This is a genomic window from Nocardioides hwasunensis (genome assembly GCF_014779665.1).
GTDB lineage: Bacteria > Actinomycetota > Actinomycetes > Propionibacteriales > Nocardioidaceae > Nocardioides > Nocardioides hwasunensis.
Genome location: NZ_JACXYY010000006.1, coordinates 292,823 through 310,124, shown reverse-complemented (window position 1 = coordinate 310,124; position 17,302 = coordinate 292,823). Strand labels below are relative to the sequence as shown.

Below are 17,302 nucleotides of genomic sequence, written 5' to 3'. Positions count from 1 at the left end.
ACTCGTGGAGGCGTGATGAACCCGGCCGAAGCCGCCCTGCTGGCCCGCAGCGTGCTGTCCTGCCCCGAGGCGATCACCCTGTGGGTGGGCCAGGCACGCGAGGCGATCGCCGACGAGGTCTACGACGTCACCTGCGACATGCACGGAGCGCCCGTGTTCAGCGCTGGCGACGACTCGGCCCTGCTCGCCGCGGCGCACGGCGGGGCCGTGGGCATGGTCGAGATCGCCAGCGGCCTCGGCGACCCGACCTCGGCGCACCGGGACCTCAGCCTCGTGCTGCAGGGCACCCTCACGCAGCGCGACACCGGCTGCCGGTGCTGCGGCGACCCGCGCTCGCTCGTCGCCCTCGAGCTGACCTCGGTCGACCTGCTCAGTGACGACGCCACCGTGACCGTGGACGTCTCGCGGTTCCGTGACCACCGCCACGTGCTCAATCCCGGCTACCTCCAGCGCACGGTCGAGCACGCCAACACCGCGCACGAGCCGGAGCTGCGCAGTGCGATGGCCTCCACCTTCGGGATCCCGCTCCAGTCGATGCTCGCCGCGAGCCTGATGGGCGTCGACCCGTGCGGCGTCGACGTGGCCTGGCTCGATGCCGAGGGCGCACACCCGCACCGCCTCGACTTCGTGCGACCGGTCAGCTCGCCCCAGGAGCTCGGCGCCGCACTCCGCTCGCACCTCCACGCCGGCATGTGCTGACCCCGTCCGCCCGCACTCCCACCCACAGGGGGCTGGCCGCCGGCTCCCCCACTGGGTAGGACTGGAGGATGACCAACAACAGCGCGTCCCAGTCCGAGCACGGCGAGACCCCGCAGGCCGGCAGCAGCACGAGCGAGGCCGACTCCGACCACTCCGGCGACACCGCGTCTCCCGACTCCGCGACCATCAGCGGGATCTCCGACGACCAGCTGCCCGACGACCTCCAGCCCGGCGACGACAACCCGCTCGCCGAGCCCCTCGACCCCGACGACGAGGAGACCAAGAGCCAGGAGGAGCTCGAGATGGACGCCACCCAGGAGGACCTGGGCAACGACGACGGCGCCAGCACGGCCCCCGACCAGGACGAGGTCTGATCGCCTCGATCCCGGCGCGTCAGCCCGGAGTCGGCGCCATCGCCACCTAGCGTTGACCGGTGCCCCAGGATCGCTACGGAACCGACGTCCTCAACTCCGACTGGCGAGCGCCGAGGAACGGGCGTGCCACGGAGGTGCCGACCGAGCTCGGGATGGTCGTCGAGGAGGTCACCACCGACTGGTGCGGTGAGGTGGTCGCGATCGACCGCGACATCGACACGCTGACGCTGGAGGACCGGCGCGGCAAGCGACGTACGTTCCCGCTCGGCCCCGGCTTCCTGCTGGAGGGCAAGCCGGTGATCCTCACCCGACCCGTCCGCGGCGGAGCACCGGCCGCCCCCACGCGTACGGCGTCCGGGTCGGTCGCCGTGCCCGGTGCCCGCGCTCGCGTCGCCCGCGCCAGTCGGATCTTCGTCGAGGGCCGCCACGACGCCGAGCTGGTCGAGAAGGTGTGGGGCGACGACCTGCGGATCGAGGGCGTCGTCGTGGAGTACCTCGGTGGCGTCGACGACCTCGCCGAGCACCTGCGCGACTTCAAGCCCGGCCCGCAGCGCCGCGTCGGCGTGCTGGTCGACCACCTGGTCCCCGGGTCGAAGGAGGCGCGGATCGCCCAGGGGATCGCGCGCTCCCCCATCGGCAAGCACGTGCTGGTGGTGGGACACCCCTTCATCGACATCTGGCAGGCGGTCAAGCCGGACCGGCTCGGCATCGCCCGGTGGCCCCACGTGCCCAAGGGCATCGACTGGAAGACCGGCACCTGTCAGCAGCTGGGCTGGCCGCACCGCAACCAGGCCGACATCGCCCGCGCGTGGAAGCACGTCCTCGGGCGGGTGTCCTCCTTTGCCGACCTCGAGCCCGAGCTCCTCGGCCGGGTCGAGGAGCTCATCGACTTCACCACCGCGCCCTGACGGGCCTCTGCTTCAGTCGACGAGGTCGCGCACGAGCGCGTCGGCGAGCAGCCGGCCGCGCTGGGTGAGCACGAGGCGCTCGGTGGCGAGCTCGACCAGCCCGTCGGCGACCATCCGGGCGACGTGGGAGCGACCGGTGGCCTCGAGGGCGGTGACGGGGAGGCCGTCGACGAGCCGGATCTCCAGCAGGATCCGCTCGACCCGCTGGTCGCGGTAGCCGAGCACCTCGCGCGCCTGGGCCGGGGAGACGCCACGCGCCATCCGCTCGGCGTAGGCCGCGGGGTGCTTGACGTTCCACCACCGCACCCCGCCGACGTGGGAGTGCGCGCCGGGCCCGACGCCCCACCAGTGACCGCCGGTCCAGTAGAGGAGGTTGTGGCGGCACCGGTGCTCGGAGGACGTGGCCCAGTTGGAGACCTCGTACCAGCTCAACCCGGCGGCGCCGAGCCGCTCGTCGGCGAGGAGGTACTTGTCGGCGAGGTCGTCCTCGTCGGGCATCGCCAGCTCGCCGCGCCTGACCTGACGGCCCATGGCGGTGCCCTCCTCGACGATGAGCGAGTACGCCGACACGTGGTCGGGCCCACACGCGAGGGCCGCGTCGAGGGAGGTCTCCCAGTCGGCGAGGGACTCCCCCGGCGTGCCGTAGATCAGGTCCAGGCTGACGTCGTCGAACCCGGCCTGGCGGGCCCAGTCGACGACCGCGGGCACGCGCATCGGGTCGTGCGTGCGGTCGAGGGTGCGCAGCACGTGGTCGACGGCGGACTGCATGCCGAAGCTGATGCGGTTGAAGCCGGCGGTGCGCAGCTCTTCGAGGTCCCACGCGGCGACGCTGTCGGGGTTGGCCTCGGTGGTGATCTCGACGTCGTCGGCCAGGCCGAACTCCGCGGCGGCGCTCGCGACGATCGAGCCGAGGTCGGCGGCCCTGAGCAGCGTCGGGGTGCCGCCGCCGAAGAAGATCGTCTCGATCTTCACGTCGCGGTGGCCCAGCACCTCACGCGCGAACCGGATCTCCTTGATCGCCGCCTCGGCGTACGACGACCGGCTGGCGCCGACCTCGTCGCCGAGCTCGTGAGCGGTGTAGGTGTTGAAGTCGCAGTAGCCGCAGCGGACCGTGCAGAACGGCACGTGGACGTAGAGCCCGAAGGGCCTGCTCCCGAACTCCGCCCACGCCTCGTCCGGGAGGAGTCCGTCCTCGGGCGCGAGGTCGCCATCGGGTTGAGCGGGGGGCACGCCGGTATCCAACCACGCGTGGCCCGCGGGCCGGGACGCCCGATCAGATGGGCACGTTGAGCGTCGCGGTGTAGCCCTCGCTCGCGCTGCCCTTCACGGTGGCCATCTGCAGGGAGTAGCCGTCGCTGAAGATCCCGTCGGTGTCGAGGCTGACCCGGGCGAGGTTGGTCACCGAGTCCTCGTAGCCCTCGGTGGCGTACACCTCCTCGCACACGTCCTGCGGGAAGGCCAGCTGCGAGGTGCGCAGCTTGTTCGACGCGCTGGTCGCGGCGTCGAGCGACTCGTAGACCTCGAAGTGCACGTGCGGCCATCGACCCGAGTAGCAGGCGGGGAAGATCGAGGTGAACTCCACCCAGCCGTCCGCGTCGGTCTCCTGGACCCCGCGCAGGTAGTTCTCGTCGGCGGCGTCGCCGTCGTACATCGAGTAGCTGCCGGCCCGGTCGCAGTGCCAGGCATAGATGGCGGCCCCGGAGAGGATCTGGACGTCGTCGCCGGTCAGGTCGTAGACCTTGAGCCGCAGGGTGAGGGGCACGCCCTCGGCGACCCCGGAGGCCGAGCCGAAGCTGGTGGTGATGTCGGAGCGCACCACCCCGCTCTCCGAGAGCACGTCGGGGCCGTTGGTGCCGTCGCCGGGGAAGGGGCCGGCCGTCTCCTCGGGGATCTCGCCGTCGGCCACCTCGACCGACGAGTCACCGCCCATCCCACCGGGGGGCGCGCCGCCCGGGCCGCCGCTCGGCGGCCCGCCCTGCGCATCGCTCGCGCTGGCGGACGTGCCGTCGCTGGAGCACCCGGCGACGGTCGCCACGCCGAGGCCGCCGAGCATCCCGAGCACGCCGCGCCGGCCCCACCGGGAGAAGCCGCGGCGCTCGAGGGTGCCGAGGTCGTGCTGGAGGCCGAGGTCGTGCTCGTGCACCTCGTCAGCGGCGTGGCGGTGGGGGTGGTCGTCTGCGGTCATGACGTGCTCCTGGGCGGGTCGGGAGATGCGAATGGGTGCCAGTGGTCTCCCACTGGCACCCATTCACCCGGTGCGTCCTGTGCGGCTCCTGTGAGCCGCCCAGCAACTCGATCTGACCTTCGTCCAGGCCTGGCGGCTCAGGCGTAGAGCTCCTCGAGGACCGCCTTGTTGTTGTCCTGGACCACGGTGCGCTTCACCTTCATCGACGGGGTCAGCTCGCCGGACTCGATCGTGAGGTCGTGGTCGAGGAGCTTCCACTTCTTGACCGTCTCCCACCGGTTGAGGTGGCTGTTGAGGTCGTCGACGTAGCCCTGGACCATCGCGTGCACGGCGTCGGACTGCACGATCTCGGTGTAGGACGCGCCGCTCATCCCGTTCTCCTCTGCCCAGCCCGCCATCGCATCGGGATCGAGGGTGACGAGGGCGACGCAGTAGTTGCGGTCCTCACCGAACACCATGAACTGGCTGGCGTAGGGGCACACCGCCTTGAACTTCGACTCGATCGCGGGCGGGGCGATGTACTTGCCGCCGGAGGTCTTGAAGAGCTCCTTGATGCGCCCGGTGATGACCAGGTGACCGTCCTCGTCGAGGGCGCCCTTGTCACCGGTGTGCAGCCAGCCGTCGGAGGTCAGCGTCCTGGCCGTCTCCTCCGGGAGGTTGTGGTAGCCGTCCATCACACCGGGACCCTTGATCATGATCTCGTCGTTGTCGCCGAGCTTGACCTCGCTGCCCGGGATGACCGGGCCGACGGTGCCGAACTTGTTGCGGTCAGGGTGGTTGACGAAGGAGCCCGCCGACGTCTCGGTGAGGCCGTAGCCCTCCAGGATCGTGATGCCGGCGGCGCCGAACCACTCGGCGATGTCGCTGTTGAGCGCCGCGGCGCCGGAGATGAAGAAGCGGACGTTGCCGCCGAAGCGGTCGCGGATCTTGGAGAAGACCAGCTTGTCGAAGAGCCCGTGCTGCACCCTGAGGCTCAGCGGGACCGACTTCCCCGCGCGCTTGAGGCGCTCGACCTCCAGGCCGACCTTGAAGGCGTTCTTGAAGATCTTCTCCTTGGCACCGCCCTCGGCCGCCTGCATGGTGACGATGCGGCCGTGGGCCTTCTCGAAGATGCGGGGGGCCGCCCCCATGAAGGTCGGCTTCACCACGCCGAGGTTGTCCACGATCTTGTCCACGCGACCGTCGATCGCCGCGGCGAACCCGCACGCCATCTGCGTCGACATCAGCACCTTGCCGAAGGAGTGCGCCATCGGCAGCCAGCGGAACTCGAGATCGCTCTCGGAGAGGATCCCCTGCACGCGGATCGCCTCGCCCTCGTAGACCCACGACGAGTGCCGCAACCGCACCCCCTTGGGGCGGCCGGTGGTCCCGGAGGTGTAGATCAGGGTCGCGAGCTGGTCGGGCGCGATCGCCTGCGAGGTGGTGCGCACCACGTCGGGCTCCGCAGCCAGCTTCTCCGCCCCCAGCGCGGCGAGGTCGTCGAGCGAGATGATCCAGTCCCCGTCGGTCTTCCCGGTGAAGGTGACGACCTTGCTCACGTGGGGCAGCTCGGCGCGGTGCACGGTCAGCTTGGCGACCTGCTCGTCGTCCTCGGCGAAGACGACGCGGCTCTCGGAGTCGGCGAGGATGTACGTCGTGTCCTCGGCGTTGGTGGTCGGGTAGACCGTGGTGGTGGCACCGGCGGCACACATGATGGCGAGGTCGGCCAGGATCCACTCGTAGCGCGTCCCGGATGCGATGCCCACCCGCTGCTCGGGCTCGACGCCCAGCGCGATCAGTCCCGCGGCGAGCGCCTCGACCTTGTCGCCGGCCTGCTTCCAGGTGACGGACTCCCACGCCTCGCCGCGCGGGAAGCGGAAGGCCTCGCTGTCGGCGGAGGCAGCGACACGGTCGAAGAACTGGACGGCCACGTTGGGCGGCATCGTGTCGAGGAAGGAGGTGTCGACGGTGATCGGCATCTGTTACCTACTCATTCGATCTGGTTCCGGGGAGCGTGGCGCGGCGCGCCACGTGGCGGGAAGCTCGGAGACTTGGGCTGTAACCTAGGTCACGTGGTCTACCGGGTGGTAGCAATCCGGGCGTTTTGAGCGCTCCACTCGCGCAGGTTGCGACTTTCGACCCATCTGCCGGGCTCGTTCGTCCGACACTGTCTAGTCCTGGCTGGTCCTGGCTGGTCCTGGCTAGTCCTGGACGGCCTTGGCGACGGCGATGCAGCGGGTGATCCAGTCCCGCTCCTCGGCGTCGAGACCGCGACCGGCCGCCCGCGCGTCCTGCGCGGTCCAGGACGCGTTGACGATCATCCGCACGACGACCCAGTCGCGCGCCCGGTCCTCGTCGAGGTCGCCGGCGTCGACCAGCGCGTGGAAGCGACGACGGAGCCCGTCGCGGACCGACCCGACCGCCAGCGGCCCGTCGAGCTCGTCCATCCGGTTCCAGAGCATCGGCGCCGGCTCGTAGTGCCGGTCGCCGGCCATCGGCTTGGGGTCGATCGCCAGCCACTCCCCGGCGTCGTCGGCCATCACGTTGGCGTAGTGGAGGTCGCCGTGCACCACCACGGGCGGCACGTCGTCGGCGAGCAGGTCGCGACCGAGCGAGAGCGCCTGGTCGACGTACCTCCGCGGGATCGGGACGTCGCGCCCCAGGTCACGGAGGTCGCGCAGCCACTGCTCGACGTACGACGTGACCGTGGCGAGCTGCGGCAGCGCCGCGATGTGCAGCCGCTCGTAGAGCCCGCCCACGACCTCGCACGCCTCCACGTCCCACAGGTCGCCGAGGTCGGGCCCGGCCAGCCAGTCCAGCAGGAGCGCACGCCGGCGAGGGTCGGCCCGCCGCAGCCGTACGGCACCTCGCCCTCCCCAGTGCTGCAACGTGAGTGCCTCGTGGAGCGACTCCTCGTCCCCGTCGAAGCCGACCTTGAGCCCGCCGGCCACGCCGTCCGCGTCCACCACCGGCACGACCAGCGAGACGTGGCCGTGCAGCGACCCGGCGGTCGGGGTGAGGTGCCACTCCTCGAGCAGCTCCTCGGCGAGACGGGGCAGCCGGTCGAGCCAGGCCGACCAGTCGTCGCCGAGGCCGCGCTGGGCCAGCAGTCCTGCAGGGATGGTGACGGGCACGCGGCGAGCCTAGGGTGACGGACATGACTCCGCGCGAGCAGCCGTGGGTGGCCGAGCCCGAGCAGACCGGCCGCATCCTGGTCCTGAGCGACAACCCGATCGCCCGGGCGATCGCGGTCATCGCCTCCGCGGTCGGCCGCACCGTGCTGGTCGAGTCGGCCGACGACGGCGGGCCAGGCCTGGAGCCGCAGCCGGGGGACGCGGTGGTGCTCTGCGACCACGACGCGCCGGACGCGCCCGCCGTGCTGCGCGCCGCACTCGCCTCCGAGGCCGTCTACGTCGCGATGATGGCAAGCCGTCGCCGGGCCGAGGGCCTGGTCGCGGAGCTGAGCGCAGAGGGCGTCGACACGGGCACGCTGCACGTGCCGGCCGGCCACAACCTCGGCGGCAAGGCGCCTGGCGAGATCGCGCTCTCCGTGGTCGCCGAGATCGTCGCCGAGTCCTACGGCCGGCCCGGCGGCCCGATGCGGGGCTGATCGGTAGGTCGAAGCTCGCTCGTCGCTGGTGCGAGTGAACTTGGAGTCAGCAGCGCCCTAGAACGGCAGGTCGCGAGCACCTGGCGGCACGACGAGCAGCCCCAGGACCTGCCGGTCCTGCCCGACGGCCACCCGGCCCTGCCACTCGCCGGCCTCGCAGACCAGCGTGGTGACACCGACCACGGTGCCCAGAGCCGTGTCGCGCGGCACCTCTCGGCCGCCGGGCATCTCGACGACGGTGTCCTCGCAGCGCACCAGGTTGCCGGTGTCGGCGACCACCCTCGCCCACAGGTCGAGGACCACGTCGCGGGACAGCACCCGGGCCACGTCGTCGGGCATCTGCGCGCGGAGAGCGTCGTAGTCGCCCTGGTCGACGAGCGCGAAGACCCGCTCGGTGATCGGCCCGACGTCCTCGGTCCCCACGGACCTCATCTGCTCCCCCGTCCTCGGGTCCCTCGCGGAGCCGAACCTCTTGAACGCCGCCTGCCGCGTGGTGCCGAGCACGCCTCCGATGTCGGCCCAGCTGTGCCCCGCCGCGTGTGCCTCACGCACCCGGTCGGCCAGCGCGCGCTCGGCGAGTGCCAAGGTCGTGGCCGCCGTGCGCAGGCGTCCGAGCGGCTCACCCCGCTCAGGCACCGCCGGTCCGGGACTGGGATCCCGCGGCGCGAGCGGCGGGGATGATCGCACCGGCCATGATGAAGCCGACCGACCACCACACCGCCCCGTCGCCCACGGCGTACATCACGTATCCGAGCACGAGCGCGCACGCGCCGGCCAGGGCGTACTGACGCGACGAGGTGCGGCCGTTGCCCTCCGCCGGGCCCGGTGTCGCGTAGGAGCCCGCGAAGAGCATCACCCACAGCGACAGCGCGAGGACCGCGCCGACCACGAAGTAGGCCCAGCCTCCCCCGGAGGCGAACCCCACGACGAGCGTGATGACGGCGGCGGTGAGCAGGTGACCGAGCACGGGCGACATGGCTCCACGATGCGACACCGCGGCGACGTCTGTCAACTTTTGGTTGACGCTCGCGACGGTTGGTCCCTGAGGTACTCCCCCGGCGTCATGCCGGTCACGGTCCGGAAGTCGTGGGTGAAGTGCGCCTGGTCGGTGTAGCCGAGGTCCCCAGCCATCTGGGCGAGGCTGGTCGCGCCGGCCTTGAGCGCCTCGACAGCGTCGTGGAGGCGCCGACGCTGCACCAACCACTTCGGGCTGATCCCGAGCCGCTGCTCCACGAGCCGCTGCAGGCTGCGCTCGGTGAGGCCGACCTCGGCGGCCATCTCGCCCACCCGGGTCACCTCGGGATGCTCGCGCAGCCAGGCCACGAGCCGGTTGACCAGCAGCCCCTGCTCGTCGACCGGGAGGAACGTGGTGAACCACGCCTCGAGGTGCGCGATCGCCCGCAGGTGCGAGCCGGGGTCGTGCGGGCCGGCGTCCATCGCGGCGCGCACGGCGTCGACGAGCCGTCCGTCGGGCAGCACCTCGGCGAGGTCGGTCCAGGTGTCGGTGAGGCCGGCCACCGGGCGACCGAGCAGCAGCCGACCGGCGGCGGGCATGAGCATCGTCCCGACGGCGTACCCCTCCCCCTCGAGGGTCACGCTGGACCGGCCCCTGGTCACGCCGTAGAGGCGGGCGTAGGTGTCGCTGACCACGACGAGGCAGACCGGGTGCTGGAGCGTGCTCTGCGTGGACGGCTCGGCCAGCGACCAGACCGGGATCCAGTAGCGGTCGACGAGGTCGGCGAGGTGGGCGCTGGGCGAGTATCGGTGGATCGGCGGCGAGGGCCGACTGACCCCGGTCAGGTGGGCACGGTCCACCGGATCGCTGGGACGAGGACCGGCCATGTGTCGGATTATCACAAGCGCCACCGACAGGAGCGCTGCGAGAGTCACGGTCATGACCACGAGTGCAGAGAGCTTCACCGCGCGAGCCGACGCGTTCGCCGCCATCCTCGACGGAGCCGAGGGGCGCTGGGACGCACCCACACCGTGCGACGACTGGACCGTCCGCGACGTCGTCGTCCACGCGATCGAGACCGAGCGGGAGTTCCTCGAGCGCCAGGACCTCTCCCCCGGTCCCTCGCCCGACCAGTCCGACCCACCTGCCGCGTGGCGCAAGCACGCATCGGCCGTGGCCGAGGTGCTCTCCGCGGACGGCGTCGCCGAGCGGGAGTACGACGGCTACTTCGGCCGCACCACGATCGCGGCCACGATGGCCGACTTCTACGGCTGGGACCTCGTCGTGCACGGCTCCGACATCGCCCGCGCCACCGGCCAGCAGTGGTCGGTCAGCGAGAAGGAGGCGGCAGCCCTGCACGCCACCGCCGACGGCTGGGGCGACGCCCTCTACTCGGAGGGGGTCTGCGCGGAGGCGGTCCCGGTGCCCGACGACGCCTCGGCCTCGGACCGGCTGCTGGCCCGGCTCGGCCGCGACCCGGGCTGGGCGCCGGCCGCCTGATCTCCCACCCGACCGGCGGCAGCGATCTCGTCCGCCACCATCGCCATCGTCGTGCGGGCGCGCACCGGGTCCTCGGTGAGGAAGTAGTGGTCGACCCCTGGCGTGACGTGGTGCACGACGCGTACGCCGGCCTCGCTCAGTCGGCCGGCGTACGCGTCGCCCTCGGCGCGGAGCACGTCGCGCTCCGCGGTCAGGACGACCGCGGGTGGCAGCCCGGCGAGGTCGGCGGCCAGGAGCGGTGAGGCGTACGCCTCGCGCCGGGTGACGGGATCCGGCAGGTAGACGCGGCGCACCAGCCGGCGCAGGTCCGGCGAGATCATGCCGCGGTCGCCGTCGCGTGGCTCCGCCGACAGGTCGAGCGCCGGGATGCCCAGCACCTGCAGCGTCGGGGTGAACGAGCCGGTGTCGCGGGCCTGCAGGGCGACCGAGGCGGCCATGCCTCCGCCGGAGCTGAAGCCGCCCACCGAGACCGGGGCGCCGTCGGCGGCCAGCGCGGCCGCCACGTCGTGGGCCTGGTGCTGCGCCACGGGGTAGGTCACGCGCGGGGCCACCTCGAAGTCGACGTTCGCGACCACGACACCGGCGGTCGCGGCGAGGTAGCGGCACCACCAGTCGTCCATCTGCGGGTGGCGCATCAGCCACGCCCCGCCGTGGAGGTGCACGTGGACCGGCCGGGCCTCCCCCGTCGGTCCGTAGAGGTGCACCGGGATCCGCCCGTGCCGCGTGCGGACGTGGATCCGCCTCGGTGCGGCCAGGTCCTGGCCGGCGAAGCGCAGGTGGTCGCCGTAGCGCACGGTGAAGGGCGCGCTCGCGCGGATCGCCTCGACCCGGAGCCGGTCAGCCAGTCGCATGCCGGGGCTTCGCGGCCGCGTCGGCAGCCGGATTGGTCGGCGGATCGCCTCAGCCGCGCTCGAGGGTGACGACGGCGATGGCGCATCGCCCGGCGACCTCGTCAGGACCCACGACCAGGCAGCCGCGCTGCTCGCCCGTGACGACGTACGCCGCCTGGTCGGCGGCGAGCGGCAGGGCCGAGCCCCGACCGAGCTCGAGGACGGTCACGAACGGGGACACGACCATCGGGTCGACGACCACGTTGAGTGCCACCACCGCACCCTCGGGCACCGAGGCGAGGACGGCGGCGTCGCCGGAGAAGGCGAACGGGCGTGCGGGCTCGACGACGTGCGACTCGCCGTCGACGGACAGGTCGAGGACCGGGCCGTCGACCACGGTGAGCAGCCGGTGCCGCCCCGCGAACGTCGAGAACGGTCCGTCGCCCGCGACCTCGGCCAGGCTGATCCGCCACGCCCCGTCGTCGGCCCACGCCAGCTCACGCGTCGTACCGCCTCCGTTGGCCCACGGCTGCGGGGTCACGTCGGCCGCGCGGACGAGCGTCACTTCTTGCCGGACTTCTCCGCCGGCTGCGTGGTCGCGAGCGCGGCGACGAAGGCCTCCGGCGGCACCTCCACGGAGCCGATGTTCTTCATCCGCTTCTTGCCGGCCTTCTGCTTCTCGAGCAGCTTGCGCTTGCGGCTGATGTCACCGCCGTAGCACTTGGCGAGGACGTCCTTGCGGATCGCGCGGATGGTCTCGCGGGCGATGACGCGCGCTCCGATGGCGGCCTGGATCGGCACCTCGAACTGCTGGCGCGGGATGAGGTCCTTGAGCTTGCCGGCCATCATCACGCCGTAGGAGTAGGCGGCGTCGCGGTGCACGATCGCGCTGAACGCGTCGACGGGCTCGCCCTGGAGCAGGATGTCGACCTTGACCAGGTCGGCGGCCTGCTCCCCGGAGCGCTCGTAGTCGAGCGAGGCGTAGCCCTTGGTGCGCGACTTCAGCTGGTCGAAGAAGTCGAAGACGATCTCGCCCATCGGAAGCGTGTAGCGCATCTCGACGCGGTCCTCGGAGAGGTAGTCCATGCCCTGCAGGTTGCCGCGCTTGAGTTGGCACAGCTCCATGATCGTGCCGATGTAGTCCGACGGCGCGAGGATCGTCGCCTTGACGACGGGCTCGCGGACCTCGGCGACCTTGCCGTCGGGGTACTCGCTCGGGTTGGTCACCTCGACCTCGGTGCCGTCGTCGAGGGCGACCTCGTAGACCACGTTGGGCGCGGTCGAGATGAGGTCGAGGTTGAACTCGCGCTCGAGGCGGTCGCGGGTGATCTCCATGTGGAGCAGGCCGAGGAAGCCGCAGCGGAAGCCGAAGCCCAGCGCGCCGGAGGTCTCCGGCTCGTAGGTCAGCGCCGCGTCGTTGAGCTGGAGCTTCTCCAGGGCGTCGCGCAGCGTCGGGTAGTCGTCGCCGTCGATCGGGTAGAGGCCGGCGTAGACCATCGGGTTGGGGTGCTTGTAGCCGCCGAGCGACTCGGTCGCGCCGCGGTGCTGCGAGGTGACCGTGTCACCGACGCGCGACTGGCGGACGTCCTTCACGCCGGTGATCAGGTAGCCGACCTCGCCGACGCCGATCTCGCCGGCCTTCACGGGCTCGGGGCTGATCACGCCCACCTCGAGCATCTCGTGGACCGCGTTGGTCGACATCATCTTGATCCGGTCGCGGTGGCTGAGCTTGCCGTCGACGACCCGGACGTAGGTCACCACGCCGCGGTAGGTGTCGTAGACGGAGTCGAAGATCAGCGCGCGCGCCGGCGCGTCCGCGTCGCCGACCGGCGCCGGGGTCTGCTTCACGATCTCGTTGAGCAGTGCCTCGACCCCGACGCCCGTCTTGGCGCTGGTGAGCAGCACCTCCTCGGGCTCGCAGCCGACCAGGCCGGCGAGCTCGGCGGCGTACTTCTCGACGTTGGCGCTGGGCAGGTCGATCTTGTTGAGCACCGGGATGATGTGGAGGTCGGCGCCCATCGCGAGGTAGAGGTTGGCGAGCGTCTGCGCCTCGATGCCCTGTGCCGCGTCGACCAGCAGGACGGCGGCCTCGCAGGCCTCGAGGCTGCGGGAGACCTCGTAGGTGAAGTCGACGTGGCCCGGGGTGTCGATCATGTTGAGCACGTAGGTGCCGGGCTCGGCACCCGCGGCGTTGTCGGCCGGGACGGTCCACGGCATCCGCACCGCCTGGGACTTGATCGTGATGCCGCGCTCGCGCTCGATGTCCATCCGGTCGAGGTACTGCGCGCGCGACGCCCGCTCGTCCACGACGCCGGTGAGCTGCAGCATGCGGTCGGCCAGGGTCGACTTGCCGTGGTCGATGTGCGCGATGATGCAGAAGTTGCGGATGATCGACGGGTCGGTCGAGCCTGGCTGCGGCGCGTTCTTGAGGCTCACGGACTACTTTCGGCTGTACGACGGCGGGGTCGGATCATTCTTCCACGCTGACCACGCCCCACCGAACCGGCGACGAGCCTGCCCGCCGTGCCCGCTAGCGTGCGCCTCTGTGACCTCCCGGACCGATGCGCTGCGACTGCCGCTGGTCCCGGCGGGCGCGTTCGTCCTGGTCTGGTCGTCGGGCTACATCTCGGGCCCCGCCGCCGTGCACGCCGCCGCGCCGTTCTCCGTGCTGGGCTGGCGCTTCGTGGTCGCCGCGGTCCTGGCTGCCGGTCTCGCACTGGCCCTGCGGCGTCCGACGCGGATGGACCGCGCGGTCCTGGGCCGTGTGGCTCTCGTCGGGCTGGTGATGAACGCCCTGATGTTCGGGATGATGTACGTCGCCTTCGACCTGGGTCTCGGCGCCACCCTCGCGTCGCTGTTCCACGCGCTCAGCCCGGTGCTGACCGCCATCCTCGCCGCGGTCCTGCTCGGGGAGCGGATCTCGGCGCTGCAGGTGGGCGGGTTCGTCGTCGGCGTCCTCGGCGTGCTGCTCGTCCTCGGCGCCGACCTCGGCCACGCCGGCGGCCCGATCGCGGTGGGCATCGGCTGCCTCAGCATGCTCACCCTCAGCCTCGGCACCCTCGGTCAGCGATGGATCGGCGCGCAGCCCGACCTGCTGTGGTCGGCGGCGGTGCAGTTCGCGGTGTCGGCGCCCCCGATGCTCGTGCTGGGGTGGACGACCGAGGGCGCGTGGCCCGTCACCGACACCGGGCGGGCGGTCGCGGCCGTCCTGTTCCTCGCGATCGTCAACTCGATCATCGGGCTCGTGCTGCTGTCGCTGCTCGTCCTGCGCGGTGGGTCGGGTGCGGCGGCCAGCCTGTTCTTCCTCAGCCCGCCGGTGACCGCGGTCCCCGCCTGGCTGGTGCTCGACGAGACCCTCTCGGTGGCCCAGCTGGTCGGGCTCGCGGTCGCGGTGGTCGGCGTCGGCGCCGCGACGCGCACGCGTCGTACGCCCGAGGCTCCCGCGGCCGCACCGCCACCCCCGGCCTGAGCCGGGGTAGTCCAGTGACAGGCGGCTGTCGCGGCGGCGATCTCACGACCATCTGCCACTGGACTACCCCGAGGTGGGGACCCAGTAGCGGCGCTTGATCCCCCGCACGTCCTCGAGCTCCCCGCCCGCCGCCTCGATCACCCTGGTCGAGCCGACGTTGTCGTCGTCGCAGGTGACCAGCGCGGGGTCGATCCCGAGGCCGACGGCCCACGGCAGGGCGGCCCGCAACATCGCGGTCGCGTGCCCCTCGCGGCGACGGGTCGGGCGTACGTCGTAGCCGATGTGCCCGCCGACGTCGAGGAGGAAGTCGTTGAGCCGGTGCCGGATCGCGAGCCGGCCCAGGTAGGTCTCGCCGTCGATCCACCAGAGCGTCGTGCAGGGCACGTGCCACTCGGGGCGCGGGTTGTCCTCCTGCGCGTCGACCCGCACGGCCCCGACGAAGGTCGCGAACACCCCCGGGTCCTGCCAGCCCGGTGCGTTGACGTCGATCCAGGCGGCCGTCTGGCTCAGCTCCACACCCTCCGCGACGAACTCGTCCATCGCCTCGAGGAAAGACTCACGCACGGACGGGGTCGGCAGGACGAGCTCGGGCATGACGCCAGTCTCGCCCGCGCAGGGTCGCACCTCCACCCGATATCTGAGGACGTGGTGGACGGGATCGGAGCCGGTTGACGTACGTCACGTCCCCAGATATCCGTTCGTGGGCCGCAGGACCAGTGCGGGAGGATGCCGCCATGTCTCGCCGTCCGCCGATCGCGCCCTACCCCGTCCCGCACGACGCGACCGCCCGGCGCCTGGAGTGGGAGTTCCTCCCGCCGAACCTGCGCGCATGGATCGAGCGCAAGTGCGGCTCGCCGGTGGTCAGGGCGATCTCGCAGACGACCGGCTTCACTCCCGGGTTCGCCTCCGTGCTGGTGTGCGAGGACGGGTCGCGTCACTTCGCCAAGGCGGCGTCGGTCAAGGCCCAGCGCGTGTTCGCCGACTCCTACCGCGAGGAGGCGCGCAAGCTCGCCGCCCTCCCCGCGTCGGTGCCCGCGCCGCGCCTCCTGTGGCACCTCGACGACGACTGGGTCGTCCTCGGCACGGAGTACGTCGACGGGCGTCCGCCACAGCGTCCGTGGCAGGCCGACGAGCTCGACGCCGTCCTGGACGCGCTCGAGCAGGCCGCCGAGGCGCTCACCCCTCCCCCGGCCGGTCTCGCGCTCGACACCGCCGCGGACGACTTCGCGCCGCTCCTGGAGCACTGGGCCGCGCTTCGCGACCACCGGACCGACCTCGACCCGACCCACCTCGCCGAGGCCGAGGCGCTCGCCCGGCGCTACGCCGAGGTGGTCGGCGGCGACACCCTCGTGCACACCGACATCCGCTCGGACAACGTCCTCATCGGCGCCGACGGTCGCGCCGTGGTCTGCGACTGGAACTGGCCGGTGCGCGGCGCCGCGTGGTTCGACTCGTTCGCCGCCCTGATCGCTCCCCGGGGCGAGGGCATCGACGTCGACCGGGTGATCGCGGAGCGCCGCCTGCTGCGCGACGTCGACGCCGAGGCGCTCGACATCAACCTCGCGCTCTACGTCGGCTACTTCCTCACCCAGTGCGAGCTGCCGGTCCCGCCGACCTCGCCCCACATCCGCGACCACCAGCGCTGGCAGGGCGAGGTGTGCTGGGACTGGCTCGCGGAGCGGCGGGGCTGGTCGTGACGGCGCCGCGCGCGGTCGGTGTACGCCTCGCCTACGACGAGGTGCCCGCCCCCGTGCGCGACTGGGTCGAGCGGACCCTCGGCTCCGCGGTGGTGGGGACCGCCGAGCAGGTCGGCGGGATGTCGCCCGGGTGCGCCACCCGGCTCACCTGCGCCGACGGCACCCGGGCGTTCGTCAAGGCGGTCGGCGCCGAGCTCAACCCCGACACCCCGGACCTGTTGCGCCGCGAGGTCGGCGTCCTGCAGCACCTCGGCGAGCACGGGCTCTGGGCGCGGCTGCTGGCGTCGTACGACGACGGGGCCTGGGTGGCCCTCCTGATCGAGGACGTCGAGGGCCGGCACCCCGACTTCACCGACCCCGCCGAGCTCGAGGCGGTGCTCGTCGGGACCGATCGCCTCTCCGCAGCTCTCCAAGAGCGCGGGGCGCCCGACGGCGTCGACCTGGTCGACGTCGGCCACCGGTTCCGGGTCTGGGCGGACTCGCTGGCGGGGCTGCCCGACGCGCCGCCGGAGGTGCCGGTGCCGGACTGGTTGCGCGACGACCCCGACGGCTGGGCGGCGGTGCTGCGCGAGCACGCCGACCGGCCGATGGAGCACGTCGTCCACTGGGACATCCGTGTCGACAACCTGCTGCGCCGTCCGGGTGGCGACGTGGTGTTCGTGGACTGGGGCATGGCAGCGCGCGGGCCCGCATGGGCCGATCCCCTGCTGGTGCGGCTCGAGCGGATGGAGGAGCCGTGGTTCGACACCTCGATCGCCGACTCCCCCGCGCTTCGCGAGGTCGGCGACGACGTGGTCACCGCGTTCCTGGCGGGCTTCGGTGCCCACCTGGCCGAGCGCTCCGTCACCGCCGTCGACGTCAACCTGCCGACGCTGCGGGACTTCCGCCGGACCGAGTCGCGTCGCATGCTGGGGGCGGTCGCCCGCCGCACCGGCCGCTGAGCGTGAGCGAGCGGTGCGTGGCGCAGGATCCGCGGCCCGAGATCGTGCCTCGCTCACCGCTCCAGCACGATTTGGGCGCCCGCCGCGCCGGACGGTAGTGTTCATCCCTGCATGTCCGGCACCCGACCCTCACTCTCGCGAGCGGGGGGTTGCCA

General features: G+C 72.1%; 19 protein-coding genes. 8 read left to right on the top strand and 11 right to left on the bottom strand.

The genetic code is table 11. The features are described 5' to 3' along the window. Positions 1–15 precede the first annotated feature (15 nt). The 3 genes from IEZ25_RS16020 (at position 16) to IEZ25_RS16010 (ending at position 1,981) form a co-directional block, all read left to right on the top strand. On the top strand, positions 16–699 hold the full coding sequence (locus IEZ25_RS16020) for a DUF2470 domain-containing protein (protein WP_191200442.1): 684 nt from the start codon (positions 16–18) through the stop codon (positions 697–699). Positions 700–767: 68 nt separating this feature from the next. Further along, the gene (locus IEZ25_RS16015) at positions 768–1,073 is read left to right on the top strand and encodes a hypothetical protein (protein WP_191200441.1); all 306 of its coding nucleotides are present in this window, start codon (positions 768–770) and stop codon (positions 1,071–1,073) included. A gap of 59 nt (positions 1,074–1,132) precedes the next feature. Next, entirely contained in the window at positions 1,133–1,981 is an 849-nt protein-coding gene (locus tag IEZ25_RS16010) for a DUF3097 domain-containing protein (protein WP_191200440.1), read from the top strand. Positions 1,982–1,993: 12 nt separating this feature from the next. On the opposite strand, the gene hemW is transcribed toward IEZ25_RS16010, so the two are convergent. The 4 genes from hemW to IEZ25_RS15990 form a co-directional block, all read right to left on the bottom strand. Then, positions 1,994–3,211 (bottom strand): radical SAM family heme chaperone HemW, encoded by a 1,218-nt coding sequence (gene hemW, locus IEZ25_RS16005; RefSeq protein WP_191200439.1) that lies wholly within the window; start codon positions 3,209–3,211, stop codon positions 1,994–1,996. A 43-nt stretch (positions 3,212–3,254) separates the two neighbouring features. Further along, the gene (locus tag IEZ25_RS16000; protein ID WP_191200438.1) at positions 3,255–4,166 is read right to left on the bottom strand and encodes an intradiol ring-cleavage dioxygenase; all 912 of its coding nucleotides are present in this window, start codon (positions 4,164–4,166) and stop codon (positions 3,255–3,257) included. A gap of 137 nt (positions 4,167–4,303) precedes the next feature. Then, entirely contained in the window at positions 4,304–6,124 is a 1,821-nt protein-coding gene (locus IEZ25_RS15995) for an AMP-dependent synthetase/ligase (RefSeq protein ID WP_191200437.1), read from the bottom strand. A gap of 222 nt (positions 6,125–6,346) precedes the next feature. Further along, positions 6,347–7,279 (bottom strand): aminoglycoside phosphotransferase family protein, encoded by a 933-nt coding sequence (locus IEZ25_RS15990; protein ID WP_191200436.1) that lies wholly within the window; start codon positions 7,277–7,279, stop codon positions 6,347–6,349. A 23-nt stretch (positions 7,280–7,302) separates the two neighbouring features. On the opposite strand from IEZ25_RS15990, the gene IEZ25_RS15985 reads away from it, so the two are divergent. Then, on the top strand, positions 7,303–7,755 hold the full coding sequence (locus tag IEZ25_RS15985) for an XdhC family protein (protein WP_191200435.1): 453 nt from the start codon (positions 7,303–7,305) through the stop codon (positions 7,753–7,755). 57 nt (positions 7,756–7,812) lie between these two features. Here the strand turns inward: IEZ25_RS15985 and IEZ25_RS15980 are convergent, their stop codons facing one another. The 3 genes from IEZ25_RS15980 to IEZ25_RS15970 are packed head-to-tail and all read right to left on the bottom strand — an operon-like array spanning position 7,813 to position 9,597. Next, complete coding sequence (locus IEZ25_RS15980) at positions 7,813–8,391, bottom strand: hypothetical protein (protein ID WP_191200434.1); 579 nt, start codon at positions 8,389–8,391, stop codon at positions 7,813–7,815. After that, positions 8,384–8,731, bottom strand: coding sequence for a hypothetical protein (locus IEZ25_RS15975; RefSeq protein WP_191200433.1), 348 nt, complete (start codon positions 8,729–8,731; stop codon positions 8,384–8,386). The genes IEZ25_RS15980 and IEZ25_RS15975 overlap by 8 nt, the downstream gene beginning before the upstream one ends. Before the next feature lie 32 nt (positions 8,732–8,763). Then, positions 8,764–9,597 carry a helix-turn-helix domain-containing protein gene (locus IEZ25_RS15970; protein WP_191200432.1) on the bottom strand — a complete coding sequence of 278 codons (834 nt, stop codon included), beginning with the start codon at positions 9,595–9,597 and terminating at the stop codon, positions 8,764–8,766. Positions 9,598–9,649: 52 nt separating this feature from the next. Here IEZ25_RS15970 and IEZ25_RS15965 point away from each other — a divergent pair, with 52 nt between their 5' ends. After that, positions 9,650–10,210, top strand: a complete 561-nt coding sequence (locus tag IEZ25_RS15965) for a TIGR03086 family metal-binding protein (protein ID WP_191200431.1) — start codon at positions 9,650–9,652, stop codon at positions 10,208–10,210. On the opposite strand, the gene IEZ25_RS15960 is transcribed toward IEZ25_RS15965, so the two are convergent. From IEZ25_RS15960 to lepA, 3 genes are read right to left on the bottom strand one after another with little or no spacing between them, the layout of a single operon-like run. Continuing rightward, positions 10,099–11,061: an alpha/beta hydrolase fold domain-containing protein gene (locus IEZ25_RS15960; protein WP_191200430.1), complete on the bottom strand. Its 963-nt coding sequence runs from the start codon at positions 11,059–11,061 to the stop codon at positions 10,099–10,101. The two genes, IEZ25_RS15965 and IEZ25_RS15960, sit on opposite strands and share 112 nt — an antisense overlap. A gap of 49 nt (positions 11,062–11,110) precedes the next feature. Then, the gene (locus IEZ25_RS15955) at positions 11,111–11,605 is read right to left on the bottom strand and encodes a HutD/Ves family protein (RefSeq protein WP_191200429.1); all 495 of its coding nucleotides are present in this window, start codon (positions 11,603–11,605) and stop codon (positions 11,111–11,113) included. Beyond that, complete coding sequence (gene lepA, locus IEZ25_RS15950) at positions 11,602–13,476, bottom strand: translation elongation factor 4 (RefSeq protein WP_191200428.1); 1,875 nt, start codon at positions 13,474–13,476, stop codon at positions 11,602–11,604. Before lepA ends, IEZ25_RS15955 begins: the two co-directional genes overlap by 4 nt. A gap of 109 nt (positions 13,477–13,585) precedes the next feature. On the opposite strand from lepA, the gene IEZ25_RS15945 reads away from it, so the two are divergent. Next, positions 13,586–14,509, top strand: a complete 924-nt coding sequence (locus IEZ25_RS15945; protein ID WP_191200427.1) for a DMT family transporter — start codon at positions 13,586–13,588, stop codon at positions 14,507–14,509. Between the two features lie 63 nt (positions 14,510–14,572). Here the strand turns inward: IEZ25_RS15945 and IEZ25_RS15940 are convergent, their stop codons facing one another. Further along, entirely contained in the window at positions 14,573–15,103 is a 531-nt protein-coding gene (locus IEZ25_RS15940) for a GNAT family N-acetyltransferase (protein ID WP_191200426.1), read from the bottom strand. 140 nt (positions 15,104–15,243) lie between these two features. Here IEZ25_RS15940 and IEZ25_RS15935 point away from each other — a divergent pair, with 140 nt between their 5' ends. Both IEZ25_RS15935 and IEZ25_RS15930 read left to right on the top strand, forming a co-directional pair. Continuing rightward, the gene (locus IEZ25_RS15935) at positions 15,244–16,206 is read left to right on the top strand and encodes a protein kinase family protein (RefSeq protein ID WP_191200425.1); all 963 of its coding nucleotides are present in this window, start codon (positions 15,244–15,246) and stop codon (positions 16,204–16,206) included. After that, positions 16,203–17,147: an aminoglycoside phosphotransferase/kinase family protein gene (locus IEZ25_RS15930; RefSeq protein WP_191200424.1), complete on the top strand. Its 945-nt coding sequence runs from the start codon at positions 16,203–16,205 to the stop codon at positions 17,145–17,147. Before IEZ25_RS15935 ends, IEZ25_RS15930 begins: the two co-directional genes overlap by 4 nt. The last annotated feature ends 155 nt before the right edge of the window (positions 17,148–17,302 follow it).